The sequence below is a fragment of the Nostoc sp. genome, assembly GCF_036919615.1.
Lineage (GTDB): Bacteria > Cyanobacteriota > Cyanobacteriia > Cyanobacteriales > Nostocaceae > Nostoc.
The window spans coordinates 64,012-88,696 of sequence record NZ_JBALCN010000057.1; the positions used below are offsets into that span (position 1 = coordinate 64,012).

Sequence of the window (24,685 nt, forward strand, 5' to 3'; positions counted from 1 at the left end):
AGCAAGCAAATTTAAACGCGAGAACAAATATAAAATCTAAAATCCAAAATTGAGTCACCTTCCCCATTTAAAAATTGCCGCACCCCAAGTAAGACCGGCACCAAAACCGGATGTAGCAACGATGTCATTGGGTTTAATTTTACCTTGCCGCACTGCTTCATCTAAAGCTAAGGGGATGGAAGCAGCAGAGGTATTGCCGTACTGGGCGAGATTACTTATAACTTTATGCTCTGGGACATTCAGGCGTTGGGCAACGGCATCGATAATCCGCTGATTGGCTTGATGCAACAGCAGCCAATCTATTTGGTCAACACTGAGGTTGGCTTGAAACAAAGCTTTATCTATAATTTCTGGCACTTTTTGGACAGCAAAGCGGTAGACTTCTTTGCCATTCATAGTAATCGGTTGGTAAGTACCTTTAGTAATATTTACACCAGTGAACAGTTCTTGAGAAGCACCTGCATAGGCAAGGTTGAGGTAATGGTTTTGAGTGCCATCACTTTTGAGTGCAAATCCCAATAAGCGATCGCTTTTGTCAGCCTGCAATACTACTGCCCCTGCGCCATCACCAAACAATACACAAGTGCCCCGATCTTCCCAATTTACCCAGCGAGAGAGGATATCTGCCCCGATCAAAAGTACATTTCGGTAAACGCCTGTTCTAATATATTGGGCTGCTGTAACCAGACCAAACACAAAGCCGGAACAGGCAGCGGTCAAGTCAAAGGCCACTGCGTTGGTGGCTCCTAATTGAGCCTGTACTTGACAAGCACTACCAAATAGATCATCAGGTGTGGAAGTGGCTAGTAGAATCAGGTCTAGGTCTTCTGGTTTAATTCCTGAAGCTGCGATCGCCTGACTGCTGGCGGCAGTAGCGAGTTCACTCAAGGACTCAGATGGCAGCGCTAATCGCCGTTGACGAATTCCCGTTCTTGTGGTAATCCACTCGTCTGATGTTTCAACTATTTCACTCAATGTCTGGTTGTGTAGGGAAGTTGCTGGTACTGCCGAGCCGCTTCCGGTAATTGCTATGCCTAAATTTTGCACTCCTAATCTCCCAAGCTATCAGCTTTTTGTCTTTTGTCCCTTGCCCTTGTCTTTTGTCTTTCGTCCTTGCAAATGACAAATGACAAATGACTCATGACTTATAACTGAATCGCTAACCGCTCTCGCGCTCTAGGATATATTGGGACTGAATTCGTTGTAGTACCTGGTTGTCAACAGCTTCTTTTGCCATCCGAATTGCATTAAAAATTGAAGGAGCTTGTGAGCTACCGTGACCGATAAAACAGACTCCTGCCACGCCTAACAGCAAAGCACCGCCATGTTCTGCGTGATCCATCCGCTGCTTTACCCGCTTCAGGTTGGGTTTTAAGAGTGCTGAACCGATTTGACCGTGCAATCCTTGGGGTAATTCTTCCCGCAGAATTTGCAGAATCACTTCTCCAACGGCTTCGGCAAATTTTAACAATACATTACCCACAAAGCCGTCACAGACAATTACATCAAAGCGACCGGAAAGCACATCACGCCCTTCGGCATTGCCAATAAAATTAATTTGGGAATTTTCGCGGAGCATTTGGTGGGCGCGGACGGTTGTATCATTGCCTTTAGAGTCTTCTTCACCGATATTCAACAAACCCACCTTAGGTTCGGTTGTACCCAAGACATACTGACTGTAAGCCGAACCCATGACGCCAAACTGCTCTAAAAACTTGGGACGGCAATCTACATTCGCGCCGACATCAAGTACCAGCACTGGCTTCCCAGCAATAATCGTCGGAAAAACTGTCCCGATTGCTGGGCGGTCAATTCCCGGCAATCGTCCTAAGCGGAGCAAAGCGGATGCCATAGCTGCCCCAGAGTGACCGGCAGAAAATACGGCATCTGCTTGCTGCTGCTTGACTAAATCCATCGCCACATTGATCGAAGCCTTGCGTTTGCGTCTAACTGCGTTTAAAGGCTCCTCATCCATAGCGATCGCTTCCTCAGCAGTCACGATCTCCACCTGCCCTAAATTCGTTTTTGGCGGCAAGGCAGCTTCTATTTGTTGGGGATCACCAACCAACAATACATCTACACCCAATTCTTCCCGTGCTCGCAGTGCGCCAGCAACAATTTCACCGGGTGCGTGATCCCCTCCCATTGCGTCAATTGCGATCCTTACACGAGTCGATCCCATTGCTCAGAGCTTTTAGAAACCTTACAAATTTTACCAGATGGCTTTGCCGAAAAAGCTTAACTTTCAACAGAGCCAAATTATTTCTGTTACTATTGCAACAATTTTTGCTGGCAAGCTCAAGATAGCACGAATTGTTTAGGCATGGGGGATGGGGCATTGGGCAATTCAATTTTGGATTTTGGATTTTAGATTTTAGATTAAATTTCAATCCAAAATCTAAAATCTAAAATCTAAAATTCTTACTCTCCACTCTCCAGTACCCAGTTAACTAGCGTCCGAACGCCATAGCCAGTTGCCCCCGCGCCGTTGTAGCCATTTTCTTTATCTGTCCACACTGGGCCAGCAATATCCAAATGCGCCCAAGGTGTTTCTTTGACAAATTGCTTGAGGAAAAGGGCAGCAGTAATTGCACCACCCGGACGCGGGCCTGTATTCTTCATGTCCGCGATCCCAGACTTTAGACCTTCAAAATATTTTTCTTCCATTGGCATCCGCCAAATCTTTTCCCCTGAAGTTTGGGCAGCTTTCTCTAGCTGGGAAGCTACAGCATCATCGGGAGTGTACAAACCAGCAATATCGTCACCCAAGGCAATGACATTGGCACCAGTCAGGGTGGCTAAATCGACGATCGCATCTAATCCCAATTTGTCGGCATACACCAAAGCATCTGCTAGGGTCAAACGTCCTTCAGCGTCGGTGTTGTTCACTTCAATTGTTTTGCCGTTTGATGCTGTGAGAATATCTCCAGGGTGCATGGCGTGACCGCTAATCATGTTTTCAGCCACCGCCGAGATAAAGTGAACCTCGACATCTGGCTTAATTTGAGCAATTGCTTTTGCCGCGCCCAAGGTAGCAGCTGCACCGCCCATATCCATTTTCATGGTTTCGATGCCGCTACCAGCACCTTTAATGTTGAGTCCCCCGGAATCGAAGGTTACACCTTTGCCAATAATTGCTAGTTTCTTTTTGGGTGTACCTTCTGGTTTATAAGTCAGGTGAATGAATTTAGGTGGCAACTCGGAACCTTGCGATACTCCCAAAAAAGCACCCATACCCAACTTTTCACAGTCTTCTTGCTCCAGAATTTCCACTTGTAAACCGTGATCGTTAGCGATCGCTTGAGCAGTTTCTGCTAAAGTAAGCGGTGTTACTGCATTAGCTGGCGCTGCTACTAACTGCCGTGCCATATTTACCCCGGAAACGATTTGATTGGCGCGGGTGATGGCTGCTTCTTGTCCAGCGAAACCTAGTAAATCTACGGTTTCAATTTGTGATCCGTTCTCTTCTGGTTCTGATTTAAAGCGAATATCTTGATAAAGCGCCAATTCGATACCTTCTGCGATCGCTTGGACACTTGGAGCTGGATCGTTATTCCATAATGGAAAACTCAATCCCAGAATTTTGCTTTTTTGCTTTTTTCCTACTCTGGCTACAGCAGCAGCAGCGCGTCGCAAAGTGTCGAGGTTTAGTGCATCTGGTTTACCCAAACCTACCAGAATCAATTTACGCACTGGGCTACCAGCATTTACACGAGTGAAGATGGTGCTGTTGACTTTAGCTTTAAATTCCTCTTCAGCAATTAGTTCTTTTAAGACCCCGGAAAACTTTTGATCTAAAGTAGCTAGTTCTCCGGTTAACTCTACTGCATCTTCAAATAATCCAATTGCCAAACTATCGCCTGCCCACTCTAGCAAAGGCTTATCACTAAGTTGAATTGTCATTTTGGTGGAGATTTTGTGTAAATATTCCTTCTTGTACCAGTATTGCTCAAAATTCTTGTTTCATGGTGAGGGGAGTGAGGGAGATAGGGAGCAGAGGTCAGTAGCTATAGTTTAGCGAATTAGTATAAATGGGACTTGTTAATAAGTCTTAAAAAACAAATATTTAGTACTGTTTCTTTAACAGACGCTGCACATAGCTTTATTTTCAGTATTGGTACGCAAAATTCAAAAGTCAAAAGACTTTTAGTATGGTTATTTACACTGTTTTAAGTAATAAAGTGATTGACGCATAATATACTAGCTATAGCAAAATTAACTCAGTAATGTTTAGATTGCTGCTAATGAAAAAACTTAATTGCAGAGAAAATAAATGGGACAACACCACAAAACCCCCTTGTCTTTACCAGCACTAATTTATGCAAACACTGCTAAATAACCGCTATCGAATAATCCAGACTTTGGAAAGTGGCGGATTTGGTGAGACTTTCTTGGCAGAAGATACTCAAATGCCTTCTAACCGCCGTTGTGTAATTAAACAGCTTAGACCAATTCAAAATAATCCTCAGATTTACCATTTGGTGCAAGAGAGGCTCAAGCGGGAAGCGGCAATTTTAGAAAACTTGGGCGGTGCAACTAAACAGATACCCACCTTGTATGCCTACTTCCAGCTAGATGGTCAATTTTACTTAGTTCAAGAGTGGATTGAAGGTGATACCTTAACTAGAAAAGTTAATGAGCAAGGCTCATTAAGTGAAAATACGGTAAAAGAAATATTAGTAAATTTATTAACAGTAACGGAATACGTACACAATCAGCGGATTATCCATCGAGATATTAAGCCAGATAACATCATTTTGCGTCATCGTGATCGTAAGCCAGTGCTGATTGATTTTGGCGCGATACGGGAAACGATGGGAACAGTGGTAAATTCCCAAGGAAATCCTACCAGTTCGATTGTGATTGGTACGCCTGGATATATGCCAAGTGAACAAGCAGCAGGTAGACCAGTTTATTCTAGTGATTTATATAGTTTAGGAATCACAGCAATTTATCTCCTCACGGGGAAACAGCCACAAGAATTAGAAACAGATCCATCTACCGGGGAAATTGTCTGGCACAAATACGCTCTCAGTGTGAGCCAGACAATGCTAAGAGTGATAGATCGGGCGATCTCGCCTACCATCCACGCGATCGCTTTGCCACTGCTAAAGAAATGCTTGAAGTCTTGCAATTTAGTACAGAAACCTTCCCGCCTACGGTAGCTCATATCCAACCCCCAGCCGTAACTGCAATTCCTGCAACACTTCAAAACACAGTTTCTGTTAGCCCAGCGCCTTCGTATCAACCTGCCCATCAAAATAGGGGGCACAGAGAAATATTTCTCGCCAGTCTAATTGCAGGTGGTTTGATTGGTGGTTCTATAATCATTGGTTTTGCTCTTAGTAAATCGCCTCAACCAGTGGTACAGTCAAGCGTTTTATCTGAATCTTCCCCAACCCGCGATGATGTGCAAAATACGTCGACACCTGCACAATCCCCAGTTTCCATCACTCCAGAACCTATCACAAGTAAAGAACCACAGGATCAAGAAGTATCACCTGTGCGATCGCAATTTCCCAGCAATAACGTTCCTAGCCCCACCCAAGCTGCTCAACTGTCTTCTTCAACACAGCCTCAAATCGATAGAATAACACCAGAAAAAGCTGTGCAAAATTATTTTGAGACTATTAATAAACGTGATTTTCAAACTGGATGGAATCAACTATCTCCTAGCTATCAAAATAATAAACGTCTACATCCAGATGGCTATCTTTCATATATTGACTGGTGGGGGGAAAGGTTAAAAGCGTAGATATCGAACAAGTTAGTTTGGTAGAAACAACTGCACAAACAGCTACAGTAAATGCTAAATTCAAATACTTGATGAACACTGGAAAAGTAATTCCTGGTTCTGTACGCTTTTTCCTTTTATGGGATGCCCGAAATAGCAGATGGATTGTTAGTGATACCAAATAGTTCCATCTACTTAAGTATATTGTTTTTTCCACGCCCACCTACTTATTACCTAGAGATAGATTCCTTTAGTCTCAGAACTAGCCCTTTCAAGGTGACTCATAAAATCTCTGTGTTCTTTGTACCTCTGCGGTTTAAAAGTGATTTATTGAACCGCTCCAGGCGCGGAGAACACACAGAAATGAGGAATTATTGTCCAAAAATTTTATCCACCTTGAAAAGGGCTAGTTCTGTCTTTGATACTTGTGAATGGAGCTACAACTTTTTTACCTCCTGCTTCCCAATGCCCAATTCCTAATACTTCTCTACCAGAGGCTGCGCCCTAAGCGTAGCTATGCCGCAGGCTTTACGGCAATGTCTCACAGTGAGTCTATTGAACTGCTCAGTACAAGTGCCCTATGCCCTAATTGCATTTGTATCAATGTCAAATTTGCTAGTGATCGCCTCTATTATCTGTTGCTCTGCTGGCGTAGTCTGATTGTCAAGTTGGGCAATTTTGTAACACTGAGTCAACAAGGGTATGGCAAAATCACGATTTAGCTGATTCAGCAGTATATCAAAAGACTTAACTGATTTGATATTTTGGGCAATGGTATCCAACGAGTTATGACTGAGGTTTATTGCTTGTAATTCTGGCAAAATTTCTTCCAAAGTTTTTTCTGGATGACTAGCTAGGATCATGTGAACTAAGATTTGATCCATGACGGCTTCTTGAGCGATCGCACTTTCTAGATACTTTTCACTTTCGGCTTTTAATGTTGCTAATGTCTGTGGTGATGCCAGGGAAGTTGATTTATCCAGCTTGGCTTCGTAAAATCGACAAGCAGCATACCCCAATGAATAGATCATCGTTGCATTTGAACTAGCTGCGATCGCTGCACCCGCCAAGGGTACATTTCGCAGCAAGCCTAATCCCGCAGCTTTCAACAGACGGCCTCCACCCAAAGCTAAACCAAAAATTGCCAAAATTTCACCTTTACGGGCAGGATCTTTTAAATTTAGCCCGTAGACAGATGCAATTTGATAAAGCATTTCTGACTGCAATTTGGTTGTGGCTGTTAAATCAATTGCCAACAGCGCCACTGCTACTCCTGGCAAAATACTAGTGGCTAGTCCAACTGTGCCTGCTTGAGTTGCTTTTTCTACCATGATTCGGTGAGCAATCTGGCTGGGTGATTCATTTGGATACTTTTGCTTGAGCTTGTTTACCGCCGCTTCTGCTTTTTCCAAATCAACAAGGTTCGTATCACTAATTAGCCAATTTAGATTTAACACTCCAGATAGTTTTCTAATCAGCCAATTTTCGCTGAGGCGATTCACAACCTGACCGCTGGTTTGAGTTGTTTGCTCAATTAACTTGTGTGTTTCTTTCGCTGTTGCTTCTCCCACCACTACTGCTGTATCTAAAACTGCTTTGCCAGTTTGAGCAACAGTTTCAACAAAAGACTCTAATACAGACGGTTCATTTTTTACTGATGATTGAGCCTGAATTCCTACTTCTGAAGTTTCTCTGGGTGAATTAACTAATTTGTTCGCTTCTATTTCCTGTTGAGGTTTGTTTGCCATTGCTTGATCCCATCCTGTAAAGCCTCTCTCTTTAAAGTTGTAGCGAAGTATGAGCAGCTTGACATCTCCCAACAAGTACAAGTCATAGATTAATAATTCGTGTCAGGGTTTTACAGAAAGTGATCTCATTCCCATAAAATCATCGCGTTGAGTGTGGCGTTTAAATGGTGAATCTGTACACAGACACTGTGTTTGCATTTATTTCTGAAGGCTCACCTGTCTGCTATCAACTACGACAGTATGTATGAGGACAACAAATGGTAATGACTCAAACAGCCTTGAAAGAAGTCACTGATATTATTCAATAGTCAGGCGGAGTATCAGAACAAGCAAGAGCAAATAGATTACTGCAAAGATTAAACATCATATCTGACAATCCCTCAACTGTAGCCCTAAACTTACAGCCAACTAGGAGTTTAGGGACAAATGATATGATCATTCTAGGAACAGGGGAGTAGTTGGGCATTGTGACAATCACAGCAGATGCTAAAGCCGTCAGAGCAGCACTTTCTCAGGGTGTCAAGTTCAATGTATATATCCATATACCTTGCCCTTTAACAGGAAACTAACCATGCAAATTACTATTGCACCTTGAGAACCACTATAAAAACAAAAAAGTTATGTTGAATTTTAGCTATTATCCATTCGAGTTTTCGTATGAAAGTGTTTATAAGTTGGTCTGGTAGAATGAGTTATAAGGTTGCTAGTGTGTTACGTGACTGGCTGCCTTATGTAATACAGGCTGTTAACCCTTTTGTTTCTTCTGGAGATATTAATAAAGGCGAACGTTGGAGCGATGTGCTTGCTAAAGAGCTAGAAGATACAGAATTTGGCATTATCTGTCTAACACCCTATAACGTTAGAGCACCTTGGCTAAACTTTGAAGCTGGAGCATTATCAAAGTCTATTGATCGCTCATTTTTGTCACCATTTCTCTTTCGTGTTGAGCTTTCTGAATTACAAGGACCTCTGTCACAGTTTCAATCCACAATTTATGAAAAGGAAGATGTATTCAACTTGCTATCCAGTATCAACAAGAAGTTAAGCATTGAGAGAAGGTTGGAGCATGAAATTCTCAGAAAAACGTTCGATGTTTGGTGGCATGAACTCAAGGAAGCATTAGATAGAATTGAGGAGAGTGAAGAGGGTGAAACTGAAACTGGGTATAAATGGTTATACACTCCAGGCGATCTTGATAAAATTGAGGTAAATGCTGATTGCAAGTCAATTTGGGTTATTACTCCCTCTCCATACCAAGATTTACAAAATACCTGCGTCAAAAACGTGGTGCAGAAAAATATAGGGCGTGGAATAAGATATACATTTATCCTTCCATCTTCTGATACAACAGAGGAAGTCAAGGAAACACTTCAGCACACTTTTTCATCACACTCAGAGCAGCTCACTATAAAGGAAATATCTCATCAAAAATTTCACAGTTTAGCTGTTACGCATTACCTTGTCTTGAATCCTGAAGAAGATGAGCATTATACCCTAAGGGTATTTCTTGAGTTGCCGCTTAAACAGCGTGATTATTGGATAGAAGTGGAAAATGAAGCAGCTTTCGATTTTGCTGCTCGTTTTCATAAGATGATAGAAGAGGAGATAACTATTTAGCAAGGTGTATTACAAGGAACTGACGGAAGTTTGAAAGCCCAGCGCTAATACAAGTTTTGAAACCAGATAGCTCTGAGTAGTTAAAGTACTAATGCTTGTTGGCGATTTGCACTTCATAGCGATCGCCCTTACCTTTAATCTTCACCTTATCCTTTCACCTCTAGCCCCGTACTTATATCAGCTTTATTTTCTAGAAAGTTGTTAGCCTTGAGAATGTCATAGAGATTAATATCTTGCTCTAGCAAGCAAGCGTGTCCACAATGGGGCAACACCACAATCTTGGTATTTGGTAAGATATTCGCTATCCGCTTCACTTCAGTTACAGAAGGCAAAAGGCGATCGCTAGCACCGGCAATCAACAAAACTGGTTGAGTTAAGCGACTTAACTGCTCGTCATCAACATCAAACTCTCGCAGTAAAGACAACCGCCAATGAACGGTTTCTGAGGGGATAGAACGCATCGTTTTCAGTAGCTCATGGCGATCGCTCCCAGATATGCGTGGCAAAGATGCTAGAAACGGCAACAACCCCAGTGCACCAACATCATACAACTCTGATGGCACTAAGTAAGTAAGTTGGGATGCCCAATTCAACCAAGGGCGAAGATGAAAGGACGAAGCTGGGTTAATTAGGATAATTCGCTTAAATAACTGCGGTGCTTGGATCGCTACTTTCATTGCCAAGCAACCACCAAAGGACTCACCACACAGGTAGACTGGCCTCTGAGAGCTTTTTTTTAATTCAGCATCGATCAAGTCCAATACACTCTTAGTTAGCACATCCCAAGTATTCAGGTCTTTGCGTGGGAGCGCCAAACAACGGACATCAAAGCCAGTTTCTAATCCAGCGGTTTGCGATCGCAATAATTGACCTGTTCCATCCATTCCTGGCAAATATACCAACAGCGGATACTCTGGCTGTACTCGTTCAGGAGTCAGGAAACAAGGGTTTAGCTCAACTTCTCTTATAGTCATTGGTCATTAGTCAATGGTAGATAACTTTTGGACTGCTAATTGTTGGTTATAAAAGTTTCGGTGCTTTTGATTCTAATAGCAACCTTGACGCAGTAAATTGCTAATTTCGCCGTGACAGTGTTCTGTCAGTTCAGTCACAACAGTTCTGGCCTGTTTCCCGTGATATTTTTTCTGGTGTTGGGGCGTAATCCAATAAGGGCGACCGATTAGCACAGCAACCCGCCGATAAATTACCAGAGGATGCCAACCACCTTGGTTAAATAAAGGTTCTGAAGGGTCAAATACACTCAAAAGCTTTAAGGGGAAGCCAGAAGTGTTCACCTCTTCTAAGGAGGCGATCGCGATCGGCAAAATTGCTAGATTCTGCACATTAGCTCGCAATGCCAAATGAGCAAATCCGCGCTGAAATTCACCCATTTGGTTTGGCACAGTAAATTTCACCATTGGTTGAGTTCCTTCTGGAAAGACTCCCACCATCTGCCTGGACTGCAACAGCATCTGTGATTGCGAAAAAAAGTTTTGCTGGCGGTTTTGAGTTTCCTCCAAAGGAAAACACCCGAATTGTCCGATGACAATCTCCCGCATTACTGGCACTTGTCCCATGTAGTGATGGCAAGCAAAGCGAATCGGACTCGATAACGCCGCCATTAAAATCAGTGCATCCATAAAGCTGCGGTGATTGCTGACTACCAATACGCTGGCATCCTGGGGAATCCGATCCTCATAATAGCGAAACATTTGCGTTGAGAGTGCCGCCACCAAACCGCGAGAAATCTCCAGGGGGCTATTTAGACTCATAGCTAATCAATATATTTTTCTGGTAAATATAGCAGTTTATCTTAATTTAATTTTTACATTTCTTTACTATTGCCATCACCGTCTTAAGATAGAAATATCTAATTCACAAAAGCAACTAGATTTTCTGCTTTTTGGATTATGTATTCTTGATCACAATAATATCTAATACTAACTATAAAAAAAAACTATGATTAGTTGATTTCCATCTTTTAAGTAAAAATGAGTCGAATTGATGCATATTACCAAACAATTTTTGACCTGATAAATTTGCTAATATTAAGGTGTTATGGGAAAAAATGAGAATAATATTGTATAATTACGTGGTTTTGCCGACCAAAGCTAAAATGTGAAAGGTTTTAATAAGTTAATTTTTATTTTGCATGAATTTAGTGAATAAAACAGAAAAGACATTTGCATTGACAACACCGTTATATTATGTAAACGATGTCCCCCATATAGGCAGTGCTTATACAACGATCGCAGCAGATGTAGTCGCGCGATTTCAGAGGCTGCTGGGGCATCAGGTATTACTGATTACAGGTACAGATGAACATGGGCAAAAAATTCAGCGATCGGCAGAAAGTTTAGGGAAAGCACCACAAGATTTTTGCGATGAAATTGTCCCTAGCTTCGTGAGTTTATGGCAGTTACTAGACATTGAATATGATCGCTTTAGTAGGACTACTGCGCCTCGTCATCAAGCGATCGTTAAAGAATTTTTTGAGCGAGTTTGGGAATCTAGTGATATCTACCAAGGACAACAAAAAGGCTGGTACTGCGTATCCTGCGAAGAATTTAAAGAAGAACGGGATCTCCTAGAAGACCACTGTTGCCCGATTCATACTAACAAAGAAGTTGAGTGGCGAGACGAGCAAAACTATTTTTTCCGCTTATCCAAATATCAAACTAAGCTGACAGAATTTTATCAATCTAGACCGGATTTTATTCAACCAGAAAGTCGACGTAATGAAGTTCTCAGCTTTGTAAATCAAGGGCTGCAAGACTTTTCTATTTCGCGGGTGAATCTCGATTGGGGTTTTCCAGTACCAGTTGATCCCAAGCACACCCTTTATGTTTGGTTTGATGCGTTACTAGGTTATATAACGGCATTACTAGAACCAGATGCAGAACCGACTTTAGCAAATGCTTTAGGAACATGGTGGCCAATTAACTTGCACTTAATTGGTAAAGATATTCTGCGCTTCCATGCAGTTTATTGGCCCGCAATGTTGTTGTCAGCTGGCTTACCCTTGCCAGGGCGAGTATTTGGGCATGGCTTTTTGACTAAAGATGGTCAAAAAATGGGCAAAAGTCTGGGTAACACCCTTGATCCTGTAGCGTTAGTTCAGCGCTATGGTAGTGATGCCGTTCGTTATTACTTCCTTAAGGAAATCGAATTTGGCAAGGATGGAGATTTTAATGAAGTAAGGTTCATTAATGTTCTGAATGCAGATTTGGCGAATGATTTAGGTAATTTGCTCAATCGCACCTTGAGCATGGTGAAGAAATACTGCGCTGACAATAATGTCCCATCAATCGGCAATGAAGGAATTCCTGACGAAAATCCGTTGAAAGCAATTGGTTTACGTCTAGGGGAACAGGTAAAACAAGCCTATGAAGAACTAGCTTTCAGTCAAGCCTGCGGGGCTATCCTTTCACTAGCACAAGCTAGTAATAAGTTTATTGATGAACAAGCTCCTTGGTCATTATATAAACAGGGACAGCAGGAGTCCGTGGAAAAAGTTCTCTACGCAGTTCTAGAATCAGTTAGACTAGCAGCTTATCTGCTTTCCCCAATTATTCCGAATATTAGTAGCGATATTTATCAGCAACTGGGCTTCGGAATAAACTTTAACGATCAAATACAAAGTTCAGTTACTGCTCCTTTTGCCACTCATGCGGCATGGGGGACACTATCTAGTAAGCAACAGTTGGGTACACCTCAACCGATTTTTAAGCGAATAGAACTACCGAAAAACGATTAGTCCTTATCAAACTCTGATTTTGTTCAATTTCTAATTCTCTCAAAAAATTTATCGGGGCTTAACTTAATATTAGCCCCGGAACATTATCATAAGCCGCTGTGACTAGCATCTAAAAGTTGGTAATTTGTATCAAAAATAACAAGGATAAGAATTGAGGTATGAGAACGATGTTGAATAATTTGGAAAACGATTCAATATTTACGCCAGAACAAGTTTTGGAGAATCGGGGCAGGGTCGCCATATTTATTGATGGCTCAAATCTATTTTATGCTGCACTGCAACTAGGGATTGAAATCGATTACACGAAGCTGTTGTGTCGATTAACAGGAGGTTCTAGACTACTGCGTTCTTTTTTCTACACTGGTGTAGATCGGACAAACGAGAAGCAACAGGGGTTTCTTCTGTGGATGCGTCGCAATGGTTATCGAGTCATTGCGAAGGATTTGGTACAGCTACCAGATGGCTCTAAAAAAGCCAACCTGGATGTAGAAATAGCAGTCGATATGATGGCGTTAGTAGATTCTTATAATACCGCAGTTTTAGTCAGCGGTGATGGGGATTTAGCATATGCGGTAAATTCAGTCAGCTATCGCGGCGTGCGGGTAGAAGTGGTAAGTTTGCGTTCGATGACCAGCGACAGTTTAATTAATGTAAGCGATCGCTACATTGATTTAGAAGCCATCAAAGAGGATATTCAAAAAACCCCTCGCCAAAGCTATCCATACCGGCCGTTATCTGGTATCGGTTTTTTGGAAGACCCCAGAACTAGTGACGGACACCTAGAAATCCAAGAATAATGGCGCATCAATTTCATCAAAGGGGGAGACAGGGGGAGGGAAAAATTCCAAATTACTCCCCCACTCCTCCCTTCCTTTTTTTCCCTTTGATTTTTTTCTTGATATTTGGTTTAGTAAGTTGTGGCAGTAAATCTCCCCCAGCTTCTCAACAAAATACAGCGGGTTTATCTGACCAAGATAGTAATTTAACTTTCTTTGATGTCACCCTAGAACAGGCAGATGAAGTGGGACGACCGATTTGGAAAGTCAGGGCTAAAACTGCAAAATACACCAAAGAAAAACAAATCGGTCAGGCTGAAAGTCCTTATGGTGAACTATATCAAGATGGCAAAGTAGTTTACCAAATCAAGGCAGATGTCGCAGATATTGAACAAGATGGGAAACAGTTGTTTCTTAAAGGTAAGATATTTGCCACAGACCCTACTAATGGTGTTGTATTGCAAGGCAATGAATTAGAATGGCGACCCAAAGAAGATTTGTTGATTGTCCGCAACCACATTAACGGCACTCATAAACAACTACAAGCAGTGGCGCAGGAAGCACGAGTTAAAACCCGCGAACAGCGCATGGAATTTTCTGGAGGAGTAGTAGCAAATTCTATTGATCCCCAGTTACAAGTAAGAACCGAGCATTTAATCTGGAATATTAAAGAAGAAAAACTGATTGGCGATCGCCCTTTGCAAATTGACCGCTACAAAAATAATAAAATTAGCGATCGCGGCAAGGGAAATTCTGCTGAAGTCAACTTAAAAACGAAAATTGCCACTATTCAACAGAATGCTCAATTAGAATTACTAGACCCACCAGTGCAAATAGCTAGTAACTTTATGATCTGGAATATGAATGCAGAAACTGTCACTACAAATTCCCCCGTGCGGATGTTCCAGCGAGTCGAAAATCTTACTGTGACCGCCAATCAAGGTGAAATGAAAATACCACAAAAAACTGTTTATTTAACAGGTAACGTCAACGCCATTGGTCAGCGTCGCCAGTCTTTGAAATCTAATACATTAACTTGGTATTTAGACAATAAATTAGTTGAAGCTCAGGGAAATATAGTTTATCGGCAAGCTGACCCACCATTAAATTTTACGGGTGAAACAGCTGTTGGTAATCTGCAAACAGAAAATATTGTTGTCAAAGGTGGGAGTTCTAGCGGTAGGGTAGTAACAGAGATTATTCCCCAAGAAAGAGCCAATCGTCAGTAGAGTTAAGGACTTTCACTCAGAAATTTTGGGTTGGTCAAGTACTAGGCTAGGATCTTAGTACTACAAGTCCTTAGATAACCCATGAATGGATCAAACCGATTAGGCAAAGAACCCTTGCCAATATCCCAGCAAGCAGAACATTCCCACCATCACGATACAGACCACAAGCATATAGATCATACTCATGGAACTGGAGAGTCGGCTCATCCTCACGTCCATAGCGAAGAGTCTTTACGGCGAATTGTCAATCGATTATCGCGCATAGAAGGGCATGTTCGTGGTATTAAGGCAATGGTGCAGCAAAGTACCCCTTGTCCTGATGTCCTGCTGCAAATTGCCGCAGTGCGGGGCGCATTAGATCGGGTAGCGCGAATTGTTTTGGATGAACATTTAACTGAATGTATTGGTAGAGCCGCACAAGAGGGTAATATTGATGTTGAAATTAAACAGTTAAAAGCTGCTTTAGATCGATTTTTACCTTAAGAATTAGAAAAATAAAAAATTAACTAGCACTACAAGACATTTTGTAGAGGTGTGAGATTTGGTGTATTGGCTCAGGCAGAGGTTCTTTATGCCAAAATTAATATAAGTGTCTCACAGTCATAGTTAATGGTCTGGGCAGTTCCAAAACAGTTCTAGGGCGGTAAATATACCCTCGAAAGTATATTAGGGGAAAGACATATTGACATTACCTATCTTGGCAAAGCTCAAAAAAGCGATGCCTACAGCGGTAAGCTACGCATTCTCGTCAAAACCCTGGACAATCAAACTTTTAACCAACCAGACTTTAATATGATGATATGCAGCTGCAATAGTGATTAGTTACACTGTGATCCTAGAAAAATATCATTTTAACTATTCTTTAATTGGCAAATTAAACAAACCACTAATTCTTTTTCTGCACGGTTTTATGGGTAACATTAATGAATTTGATGAAGCCATCAAATTACTATCTGATGATTTTGATTATTTAAGACTTGACCTACCCGGACACGGCAAAACTCAAGTTTTAGGTGAGGACGAGTACTATACAATGGCAAATACTGCTCATGCTTTAATCAAGTTGTTAGATGAGTTAAAAATTCCCAAATGCTTTTTAGTTGGTTATTCAATGGGTGGAAGATTGGCTTTATACCTCACCCTACATTTCCCGGAACGTTTCTTAAAAGTTGTGCTGGAGTCAATTTCCCCTGGTTTAGCAACAGAAGCAGAACGATTAGAACGATTTAAACTTGATACGCAAATTGGCAGAAAGTTAACAAGAAGCTTTGAAAAAAGCGATTTTGCCGTTTTTCTATCAAATTGGTACAATCAGACTATTTTTGGTTATATAAAAAATCATCCAGAATATGACCGAATGCTAGAAAGTCGGTTACAGAATAATCCCAAGGGATTAGATAAATCACTGCGTTTCATGGGGACTGGCTGCCAACCTTCTTTATGGGAAAAACTTAAAGAAAATAAAATCTCTATGCTTTTACTAGCCGGTGAATATGATGAAAAATTTATATCTATTAATACAGAAATGGCTAAAATATGTGAATTTGTCCAGCTAAAAATAATTAGTAATGCTGGACATAATATTCACTTTGAAAATACCTTAACATTTGTGGAAAATATCAAAGATTTTTTGGTTGCAGCAAGTTAAAAATTAGGATAAACTCACTGCTTCTTTACTGCCTTGCGAGAAGGAGTTGGAGATGGTGTCAATTTCGGGGCTGTTCGTTGATTCGCTGCGGTTAATTCCTCTTGCAACATTTTCTGATAAATCTTAGGTAAAGAACTACTAACATAATTAGTTTCTATACCATATCCTAGACTTGTCCAAGTGGGAGAGAGTCGCCGCAAAACATCATTTAACTTTCCCTGATGCAACAGTTGAGAAATATCAGTTCCCCAAACTTTAGAATCATTCAACCAACGGTAAACTACTACATCTTGATATTCTGCTTCAAAACTATAAGCAGTCCAAAACATCATTTGCATCGGCTTTGGGTGATAACGGGGGGCTAAACGATACCAAGTAATGTTGATAATTTGATATCTGCCAGCAGCAGTGGAACAATTACCTGTGTTGGGGCCTGTAATAATTGTGACGCATATCTCAGGATGTCGGCTGAGGTCGTTGACTTGCTGTCCACCATACAACAGCGAATAGGGACGGTTCCCACTTGCTTCACTCGCAGAGATGGTTCGCATTAAAGCGCGGATATAGGGGTCGCCCTGTTTCATCACCAAAGGCGGCTGTTTATCTTCAAAGATGGGATCGGAAGGCGATCGCAAGTCTCCAATATACCATTGCAACAAATACACAAAGCCAAGAAGCGCAGCTATTGGCCCAATAAGTTTTTCAACACCTTTGAATTCAAAGCCTTTCAGAGTCCAACTCCTTCAAATTCGCTCTCTTTGCTAACAAAAATCATCGACGAACTTATTTTAGTAAAGTTCATACCTGATTGTTAGTTACATGGTATCCGTTATTTCTGAGTGCTGTAAATTAGAACTATATCAACTCATGCCCTATGAGTATGGAGCAGAAGATGCAATGATAATACAGATAGATGAAGATAAAGTTGAACTTAAAAAAGAAATATATCAAATCTTGTTTAGGTATTTGACAATTCTATAACAATTAAATTAGGTGGGTTATATGTCTGAACTCACAGATGAACTCAATTATATTTGGGGTTGGTTACAATCTACCAACCTTGATGTTGACTGCTACAATCCGGGCTTGACTCATCAGCAAATTGATCAGATTGTCAAAGATTTACCATTCCAATTATCCGATGAAGTCTATGAACTTTATCAATGGCGAAATAGAATAGCCGATAACAATTATTATCTATTGGTCAAATTCTTATTTCCAGAACAATTTCTGAATCATTCATCTATTTCATTCTATCCTTTGCAGGTCTCAGTTTCAAATTATCATGATTTATGCCAGGTTTCTCAAGAAACTATGAATGCTAGTTCCAATTATGAATTTTGAAACCAGAAATGGTTTCCGTTTTTCTCATTTGAAAACAAAAGAATACTTTATATAGTTGGCGATCTCAATCCATCTCCGGTTTATCTTTGGGATGTTGGTTGTCGTGATAATCCAGTAAGAGTATATAAAAATATGACGAGCATGATATCTGTGATTGCAGAATGTTGTGAGTTGGGTTTATATCAACTTATCCCAGATGAATACGGTGAAGAAGATATGAGAATACGGATAGATGAAGAAAAGCTAGAACTTGAAAAAGAGATATATCGAAAATATAACTGATAATTAAAGATCATCTGAATAACCGAAAATTTTCTTTTTAATTGGGATAACGATCTCGTATATTTCGATGTTGTGACAATCGCTTGTCTATCGTAAATGAGTGTAGGGTTAAAGCGCCGTATCAGCAATGCGTTTTAACCCTACGTTTTGGGTGTGGGATGGAGCGATCGCTTTAGAAAGTGGAATCAAGGGCAGTCAATTTAGATGAAGCCACCTATTTAACAAAGTGCCGCAGCTACGCCCGTCGTAGACATCGCTTTTCCATGAAGATGTTAGCCGATCATGTTGAGGAATAGAATCCTCTGGGATATCAACACTGTTGAAATAGCTCCTTAAAGCTTTTTGAGGCTGCTTCAGGTTTGGCAACAATTTCGACAATTTTATTGCGTGCATCTGCTTCCAAGAGCGCCTCAACAGCAACTTGGGCGACTTTTTGCCTGGGGATGCTACCGTCGAACAGTGTATCAGCAGTCTGCATCACGATCGCGTCGGAGTTATCTTCATTCTTCAACCCACCAGGTCGCACAATCGTATAGGTAAGACCACTTTTCTGGATGTATTCTTCAGCTTGCTTTTTCCACACCAAAATCAGCCAAAACAAGTTCAGCGGATGGAAAAGCTGCGAAGTACACATTGAAGAAACGAAGACAAAATGCTCAATTCCTTTTGCCTTAGCAGTATTTACTAAATTTTTAGTCCCTTCAAAATCCACTTTATAGGGGCCAGTGGGGTCAAAGCTAGGTTTTGCCCCAGTAGCAACCAACAAAACTGTGCTATCTCCTAACGCAGCAGTTAAACTTTCTGGTTGTAATACGTCGCCTACTACTAATTCGGCTTCCGGAGACAGAATACCCCTAGCTTTCTCTATATCACGCACCAAGGCTCGGACGGGAATATTCCGTGCTATCAACTCTTGCACAATCCGGCGACCTGTTTCACCTGTTGCCCCTGCTACAAATGCTTTCATGAGAAATGCTATCCTGGGAAACTATTGTGTGCTTGTTCAATTCTTTATTTTAGTAATTCTATGGAGTTGATGGCAGATTAATGAGGTTTCGGTCAAAATGTTATCTTAGTGCGAAATCACCCAGGTATGTGGGGAATTATTAATATAGACGAACGCCAAAGTATACAGTAATGCATTTATGCTCTCAACAAAAGGCGAATATAAATCCTGGGAAATAACAGAAGCAGTTTTACCTGTAGCGTCCAGCCAAGAAGAAGCTGAAGACACATTAACAGAAGCAAATGTAGCGACGCTCACAAAATTTTCCGGTCGTTATCAAGATTTTATGGAAATGCCTGCCCCAGCAGAGAAGGTTGCTGAGTATCTTAATGCTCATGCCTCATGGTTTTGTCGTTGCGCTGAACCCATGAAGGTGCAATTACTTGGGGAAAACGGCTATGCTTTAGTAATTGGTCGTTTTGGTGCTTTTGGTTATGATGTAGAACCAAAAATTGGTTTGGAATTGTTGCCTCCAGAGGAAGGTATTTACCGCATCCGTACAATCCCTATTCCTGATTACCAACCGCCTGGTTATGACGTAGACTATCGGGCATCTCTACAATTAATAGAAACCGATGCTTCTACTAGCATTAGCGAGGTTACCAGAGTTGAATGGGAATTGGATTTAATGGTTGATTTGCACTTTCCCAGGTTTATTCAGCGCTTACCCAAGTCTATAATTCAATCTACAGGCGATCGCTTACTTAACCAAATCGTCCGCCAAGTCTCCCGCCGCTTAACTCGCAAAGTTCAGAAAGATTTTTATAAATCTTTGGAAATACCCTTTGATGCCAATTCCAAGCAAAAGCGGTAAGTCAACAGTTATTTGTCAGTTGTCATTAGTTTATGACAACTGACAAAGGACTACTTAACTATGCTTGAGTCAGAATTCTTTGAACAATTTGCACGCCAGTAACAGCCTGCCAAGCAAAAAGTCCCAAAAGGATAGAATTCAACAAAATGTGAGTTGCACGCGCCCAATTTGCCCCTTTCTGCATATAAGGAGACAAAGCAGCAGAAAATGCAATCAAACTCATCATACCTAGCCCTGCAAGTAGGTGAGACCCGAAAAATAACTTACCATTATTGATGTAAGTGACAGCCATAGCACCGATTGCACCTGCCACCATCAAAGCTAGGAGTATAGACCCCATTTGGTAGTGTCTGACGTTATATCTACCTTTTATCAGTTCTTTCTTTTCTTCCCCCCGAGCATTTCTGGTACGCTGTACTTGCAGTCCCAAATAGGCAGCATAAATTGAGAGTGCTAATAGCGCCCACATGAGCACCGGATGAATGAAGTTCAGCCAATATTTTACCGACGTAGAAAGTTCCAGACTCATCGTGTTCTCGCCCAAGTATTAAATCTTCATAAAAATTAGCATAACTCTATTTTCTGTGCTTAAAGTTGCACAAATTATAAGAGACTGAGGGAGACCAGAGAAGAAAAGAGTAAAGCCTCCCTTACTTTAATTTACATCAATTCAATAGCCAGAATGCTTGCCAAAACTACATTTATTAATTTTTAATTTTGCGGAAAGTCTGAGCGTCAGCTTCCTTTGTTGGCATAGCTCACCACAGGCATCAGACGCCACTTCCTTCAAGTCGGCAGAGCCGCCCAACGGAGTGGCTCAACTTTCCCAGACGAATGAGTGAATTTTGAATTGGATAACCCTCTTGCCAAAGTGGATAAACAATCTCAGACTGAATTTTAAGGGTAGACGAACAAAACCCCCTGCGTGGGATCTCATCCATGACTGAAAACAACGATACTTTGCTGCTAAAAGCTGCTAAAAGTGGTGATATTAAGCATCTGTGTGCGCTACTGGCTGCTGGTGCGAGGGTGGACGCGTGCGATCGCCTTGGCACGACAGCGTTAATGTTTGCTGCCAATTTAGGCTACACCGAAATTGTGCGATCGCTGCTGGATGCTGGGGCAAATATCAACTTGAAAAGAAAACTCTATGGTTTGTCGGCTTTGATGTTGGCAACTAGTGCCAACCAGCTTGATATTGTGCAGCTTTTACTATCCAAAGGTGCTGATGTAAATGCTACTAATGAAGATGGCAGTACAGCTTTAATGGTAGCGGTACTCAAAGGCCATGTAGATGTAGTGCGAGTCTTATTGGCTGCTGGTGCGAAGGTGAATATCGCAGATAAAGATGATGATACGGCATTGAAACTCGCCGTTAAGCAGGGAGAAATAAAAGTTCTACAAGCAATTCTCCAAACTGGTGTCGATGTCAATATCCGAGATCAGGAGGGTGAGACACTCTTAACATTAGCGGCAGACTTGGGACATCTGGAGATTGTGGAAGCACTGCTAGCAGCAGGAGCTAATGTGAATGTAAAAAACGCCGATAGTGGAACTGCCCTATCGGCAGCAGCAGCAGCGGGACACAGTGCGATCGCGACAGCTTTACTAGATCGAGGTGCCGAGATTAATCTCCAAGATCAAGATGGTGAAACTGCCTTACACCTTGCCGTTGTGGAAGGCTACATTAATGTGGTGCAAGTGTTACTTAATAGGGGTGCAGATGTCCAAATTAGAAACCACCTGGGTGATACGCCACTGCTTGTAGCAGCATTTCAGGGACATAGCCAAATTGTCGAGGCATTGCTGCATTCTGGGGGAGATATTACTGGAAAAAATCTTGGTGAAGTACCTTTGACGCTGGCTGCATCACAAGGACACACCCAAACAGTGAAAGTGTTGCTAGAGTATGGTGCTGATGCCAACACTCCGGGGGATGATGGCAAAACTGCTTTAATCAAGGCAACCGAACGCAAGCACACAGAGATCATACATTTGCTGCTGGCAAAGGGAGCAGATGTGAATTTTCAAGACTCAGCAAGGGCAACATCATTGATGTGGGCTGCTTCAGCAGGTTATGGCGAAATTGTGCAGTTATTACTTCAAGCTGGGGCAGATGTGAATTTGAAAAACCGGGGTGGTTATACTGCTTTGATGATTGCAGAATTTAATGGTTATAAGAATGTGGTGCGGAGTCTGCAAAAAGGTGGGGCGCAAGAATAGCGATTTGAATTCTTCATCTAAAATCTTTCCAGAAATATCTTGACAAATCATTAAATGAAGGTTATTGACTTAAATACCAAGAAAGTTTAAAACAACCAAGTCTAGACCTGAGAAACAAACAAAGCAAAACTCCGTCGTAGCTGTTGTGAACTTGCTACGGCGGAGAAAAGAAAAATTAAAACGCCAAGAGGGATCAGGCTAAATGCTTGCGTGACAAGGATAGAAAGAAAGCAAAAATGAAGAAGTAAATTTACCTTTTACTTTTTACCTTGTACCTTTTACCTTTTACCTGGTCTCCCCCTGAACGTTTCCTACTGTGCTAGATGTGCAAAATATATAGTTTTTACTTGAACAGAAAAGTATTCTAACGATCATTTTTTATGTATCATCCTAAAGGCTAAACACGAACAATTCACCAAAAAAGGTTGATGTACGACCATTTGGGCGATCGCTACGAAAAATCAAATAAAAAATAAATAAAAAATTAAATTTTAGTATAATCACTGTAGTAAATTCCCAGTTATCATAAGCTTAAGCATTGACTGATGACTTGACCAAGCAAAAATGGCTAATGACTATAAAATTTGCAGAACAACTAATGTCATATCATCAGTGTTTTGCTTATCAGCACCGATGAATTGTTGAACTTGGTCAAATAGGTAATCCACAATTTCCTCTGGGCCATTGCAGTATTTACAAGCCGTATTGAAGCTAGTGACAAAGTTATCTTCATCGAAGCGATCGCCACCAGCAGCAGCAGCATCGGTCAAGCCATCTGTATAGTAAATAATTGTATCTCCAGGCTCTAACTGTGCCTGGGCATCTTCATATTGGCTGTTAGCATCCAAACCGATTAACATTCCTAAAGTATCTAAACGGCTGACAGTTTTCGTGGCTGCGTGCCACCACAAGGGAGGATTGTGTGCCGCATTGCTATAAGACAAAATTCGGTTATGGGGATTATATTCTGAGTAAAATAGCGTTACAAAGCGGTGGGAATTTTCCAAATCCGCATACATAACTCTATTTAAGTTTTGCAGAATTCTTGCTGGGGAATTACCATGTAGCACTTCTCCCCGTAGCATTCCCCGCATCATCGTCATAATCAGCCCAGCGGGGACACCTTTGCCCATGACATCTCCAATAACCAAACCCCAGCGACTAGTTTCCGTGCCGCCTTTGGTCTTGGGCTGAATCTTATTGTGATTGGTAGCAATAAAGTCGTAGTAGTCTCCGCCGACACGATTGGCAGGTTTACAGCGTGCCGCCAAAACTGCACCAGGGATTGTGGGGCATTGACGTGGCAGAAGTCGCCGTTGAATTTCTGCACCAATTTCTAATTCTTGGTCTAGGCGTTCTTTTTTTCTTAGTTCTACAGCTAGTTCATCGTTTTCGATCGCTACTGCTGTTTGGTCTGCTACTAACCTAACTAGCTTTTGCCTAGTTTCTGTCCAACTATATTCTGGATCGCGGCTCAAGACATAGAGCCATCCCCGTTCTGTATGCTTCACCAGAATCGCCGTACCAAAGATTTGGACATCTGGCCCCAAATAGCGATGCATTTGGTCATCCAAAATCCCCGTGGCATTTGCTAGAGGGGCAGTATTGGGCACAAGTGTGATTTGACTACTGGCTATTTCTAGCGCTTTGCGGATATTCTTTCGCTGGCGACTATCTTGCCAATGTAACTGCTCTAACCTGACTTGACCATTAGGTTTGTAGAGAAACAGGGCGCTACCGTCTGCATCTGTCACTCTTGTTGCCATCAGCGGGATCAGTTCCAAAAACTGATTCAAATTATTGAAACTTCTCAGGGCAAATCCTAAAGAACTTAGCAAATCTTGAATTTTGTTCTGTTCCCGGTGCAACCTTGCCACGAGTTCTTTGAGTGCCACGACTGGTGTGACATCCGTCGCGGCACTACTATTGTTTTCAGTGGGTTGAGAGGGCAGTTGAGACACAGGCACAGGTACTATTGCACTTTATATTGGCAGATTTTAGATTACTTATAAATCTTTTGGCTTTGGCATTGCTAAACCATATTTAGACAAGACTTGTCATTTTAGCAAGAGTATAAAGACGTAACAGGCAAATTTTATCGGTATTTTATTTGCTTATTGGATTTTTGATTGAATATTAGTAGTTTCAAATCATGTATTTTTAGTCAAAACCCAACCCGTAAAAATTACTAGTTTCGGTGATAGTTGAGAAAGCTTTTCATCTTTTCATAACTTAATTCCCAAAGCATATCTCTAAAGTCATAAAAATACTTTGTTGAAAAAATAGTTTATAAGGTTTTCAGAGTGACTGTTTAGGTAGAGAAAACTAGGAGACTAGAAGTCTTTTAAGTGAAAACCTCTAGAAGTGCTCAAATCGAACTTAGGTTTGGAAAAAAACAGACTTACACTCATTCCCAAATCTGAGAATCTGTAAATAAGTCTGCAAATACTTAATTTGTATACCATAATTGCCGGGATAATCGCCAAGATTGAGCTTTTCCATTTTGA

20 protein-coding genes and 1 pseudogene are annotated in these 24,685 nt (G+C 41.4%); 11 read left to right on the top strand and 10 right to left on the bottom strand.

Going from position 1 to position 24,685, the window contains the following annotated elements; translation table 11 throughout:
* Positions 1 to 54: 54 nt before the first annotated feature.
* From V7K48_RS17380 to V7K48_RS17390, 3 genes are all read right to left on the bottom strand, one after another.
* A complete protein-coding gene (locus V7K48_RS17380) occupies positions 55 to 1,047 on the bottom strand; it encodes a beta-ketoacyl-ACP synthase 3 (protein ID WP_335074518.1) in 993 nt (330 codons plus the stop codon).
* 112 nt (positions 1,048 to 1,159) lie between these two features.
* Positions 1,160 to 2,182: a phosphate acyltransferase PlsX gene (gene plsX, locus V7K48_RS17385; RefSeq protein ID WP_335074519.1), complete on the bottom strand. Its 1,023-nt coding sequence runs from the start codon at positions 2,180 to 2,182 to the stop codon at positions 1,160 to 1,162.
* Positions 2,183 to 2,421: 239 nt separating this feature from the next.
* On the bottom strand, positions 2,422 to 3,903 hold the full coding sequence (locus V7K48_RS17390) for a leucyl aminopeptidase (protein WP_335074520.1): 1,482 nt from the start codon (positions 3,901 to 3,903) through the stop codon (positions 2,422 to 2,424).
* A 416-nt stretch (positions 3,904 to 4,319) separates the two neighbouring features.
* On the opposite strand from V7K48_RS17390, the pseudogene V7K48_RS17395 reads away from it, so the two are divergent.
* Positions 4,320 to 5,919, top strand: a pseudogene (locus V7K48_RS17395) (protein kinase domain-containing protein).
* 393 nt (positions 5,920 to 6,312) lie between these two features.
* Here V7K48_RS17395 and V7K48_RS17400 read toward each other — a convergent pair.
* Positions 6,313 to 7,482, bottom strand: a complete 1,170-nt coding sequence (locus V7K48_RS17400) for an EcsC family protein (RefSeq protein ID WP_335074521.1) — start codon at positions 7,480 to 7,482, stop codon at positions 6,313 to 6,315.
* A 708-nt stretch (positions 7,483 to 8,190) separates the two neighbouring features.
* Between V7K48_RS17400 and V7K48_RS17405 the strand changes: the two genes are divergently transcribed.
* Positions 8,191 to 9,099: a hypothetical protein gene (locus tag V7K48_RS17405; protein ID WP_335074522.1), complete on the top strand. Its 909-nt coding sequence runs from the start codon at positions 8,191 to 8,193 to the stop codon at positions 9,097 to 9,099.
* A gap of 146 nt (positions 9,100 to 9,245) precedes the next feature.
* Here V7K48_RS17405 and V7K48_RS17410 read toward each other — a convergent pair whose 3' ends face one another.
* Both V7K48_RS17410 and V7K48_RS17415 read right to left on the bottom strand, forming a co-directional pair.
* Positions 9,246 to 10,073: an alpha/beta fold hydrolase gene (locus V7K48_RS17410; RefSeq protein ID WP_335074523.1), complete on the bottom strand. Its 828-nt coding sequence runs from the start codon at positions 10,071 to 10,073 to the stop codon at positions 9,246 to 9,248.
* Positions 10,074 to 10,145: 72 nt separating this feature from the next.
* On the bottom strand, positions 10,146 to 10,871 hold the full coding sequence (locus V7K48_RS17415; protein ID WP_335074524.1) for a lysophospholipid acyltransferase family protein: 726 nt from the start codon (positions 10,869 to 10,871) through the stop codon (positions 10,146 to 10,148).
* A 380-nt stretch (positions 10,872 to 11,251) separates the two neighbouring features.
* On the opposite strand from V7K48_RS17415, the gene metG reads away from it, so the two are divergent.
* The 5 genes from metG (at position 11,252) to menH (ending at position 16,509) form a co-directional block, all read left to right on the top strand.
* Positions 11,252 to 12,856 (top strand): methionine--tRNA ligase, encoded by a 1,605-nt coding sequence (metG, locus tag V7K48_RS17420; protein ID WP_335074525.1) that lies wholly within the window; start codon positions 11,252 to 11,254, stop codon positions 12,854 to 12,856.
* 167 nt (positions 12,857 to 13,023) lie between these two features.
* Entirely contained in the window at positions 13,024 to 13,653 is a 630-nt protein-coding gene (locus tag V7K48_RS17425) for a LabA-like NYN domain-containing protein (RefSeq protein WP_335074526.1), read from the top strand.
* The gene (gene lptC, locus V7K48_RS17430; RefSeq protein WP_335074527.1) at positions 13,653 to 14,861 is read left to right on the top strand and encodes an LPS export ABC transporter periplasmic protein LptC; all 1,209 of its coding nucleotides are present in this window, start codon (positions 13,653 to 13,655) and stop codon (positions 14,859 to 14,861) included. The genes V7K48_RS17425 and lptC overlap by 1 nt, the downstream gene beginning before the upstream one ends.
* A gap of 81 nt (positions 14,862 to 14,942) precedes the next feature.
* Positions 14,943 to 15,344: a metal-sensitive transcriptional regulator gene (locus V7K48_RS17435; RefSeq protein WP_335074528.1), complete on the top strand. Its 402-nt coding sequence runs from the start codon at positions 14,943 to 14,945 to the stop codon at positions 15,342 to 15,344.
* 346 nt (positions 15,345 to 15,690) lie between these two features.
* Positions 15,691 to 16,509, top strand: coding sequence for a 2-succinyl-6-hydroxy-2,4-cyclohexadiene-1-carboxylate synthase (menH, locus tag V7K48_RS17440; RefSeq protein ID WP_335074529.1), 819 nt, complete (start codon positions 15,691 to 15,693; stop codon positions 16,507 to 16,509).
* 14 nt (positions 16,510 to 16,523) lie between these two features.
* On the opposite strand, the gene V7K48_RS17445 is transcribed toward menH, so the two are convergent.
* Positions 16,524 to 17,174, bottom strand: a complete 651-nt coding sequence (locus V7K48_RS17445) for a glycoside hydrolase family 24 protein (protein WP_335074530.1) — start codon at positions 17,172 to 17,174, stop codon at positions 16,524 to 16,526.
* Between the two features lie 337 nt (positions 17,175 to 17,511).
* Here V7K48_RS17445 and V7K48_RS17450 point away from each other — a divergent pair, with 337 nt between their 5' ends.
* Both V7K48_RS17450 and V7K48_RS17455 read left to right on the top strand, forming a co-directional pair.
* The gene (locus tag V7K48_RS17450) at positions 17,512 to 17,853 is read left to right on the top strand and encodes a hypothetical protein (RefSeq protein ID WP_335074531.1); all 342 of its coding nucleotides are present in this window, start codon (positions 17,512 to 17,514) and stop codon (positions 17,851 to 17,853) included.
* Between the two features lie 132 nt (positions 17,854 to 17,985).
* The gene (locus tag V7K48_RS17455) at positions 17,986 to 18,135 is read left to right on the top strand and encodes a hypothetical protein (RefSeq protein ID WP_335074532.1); all 150 of its coding nucleotides are present in this window, start codon (positions 17,986 to 17,988) and stop codon (positions 18,133 to 18,135) included.
* Positions 18,136 to 18,445: 310 nt separating this feature from the next.
* Here the strand turns inward: V7K48_RS17455 and V7K48_RS17460 are convergent, their stop codons facing one another.
* Positions 18,446 to 19,102, bottom strand: a complete 657-nt coding sequence (locus tag V7K48_RS17460; protein ID WP_335074533.1) for an NAD(P)H-binding protein — start codon at positions 19,100 to 19,102, stop codon at positions 18,446 to 18,448.
* Positions 19,103 to 19,280: 178 nt separating this feature from the next.
* On the opposite strand from V7K48_RS17460, the gene V7K48_RS17465 reads away from it, so the two are divergent.
* Complete coding sequence (locus tag V7K48_RS17465; RefSeq protein ID WP_335074534.1) at positions 19,281 to 19,955, top strand: DUF1997 domain-containing protein; 675 nt, start codon at positions 19,281 to 19,283, stop codon at positions 19,953 to 19,955.
* A 58-nt stretch (positions 19,956 to 20,013) separates the two neighbouring features.
* On the opposite strand, the gene V7K48_RS17470 is transcribed toward V7K48_RS17465, so the two are convergent.
* On the bottom strand, positions 20,014 to 20,484 hold the full coding sequence (locus V7K48_RS17470; RefSeq protein ID WP_335074535.1) for a DUF4079 domain-containing protein: 471 nt from the start codon (positions 20,482 to 20,484) through the stop codon (positions 20,014 to 20,016).
* 410 nt (positions 20,485 to 20,894) lie between these two features.
* On the opposite strand from V7K48_RS17470, the gene V7K48_RS17475 reads away from it, so the two are divergent.
* On the top strand, positions 20,895 to 22,178 hold the full coding sequence (locus V7K48_RS17475) for an ankyrin repeat domain-containing protein (RefSeq protein WP_335074536.1): 1,284 nt from the start codon (positions 20,895 to 20,897) through the stop codon (positions 22,176 to 22,178).
* A gap of 575 nt (positions 22,179 to 22,753) precedes the next feature.
* Here V7K48_RS17475 and V7K48_RS17480 read toward each other — a convergent pair.
* The gene (locus V7K48_RS17480; protein WP_335074537.1) at positions 22,754 to 24,145 is read right to left on the bottom strand and encodes a PP2C family protein-serine/threonine phosphatase; all 1,392 of its coding nucleotides are present in this window, start codon (positions 24,143 to 24,145) and stop codon (positions 22,754 to 22,756) included.
* Between the last annotated feature and the right edge of the window lie 540 nt (positions 24,146 to 24,685).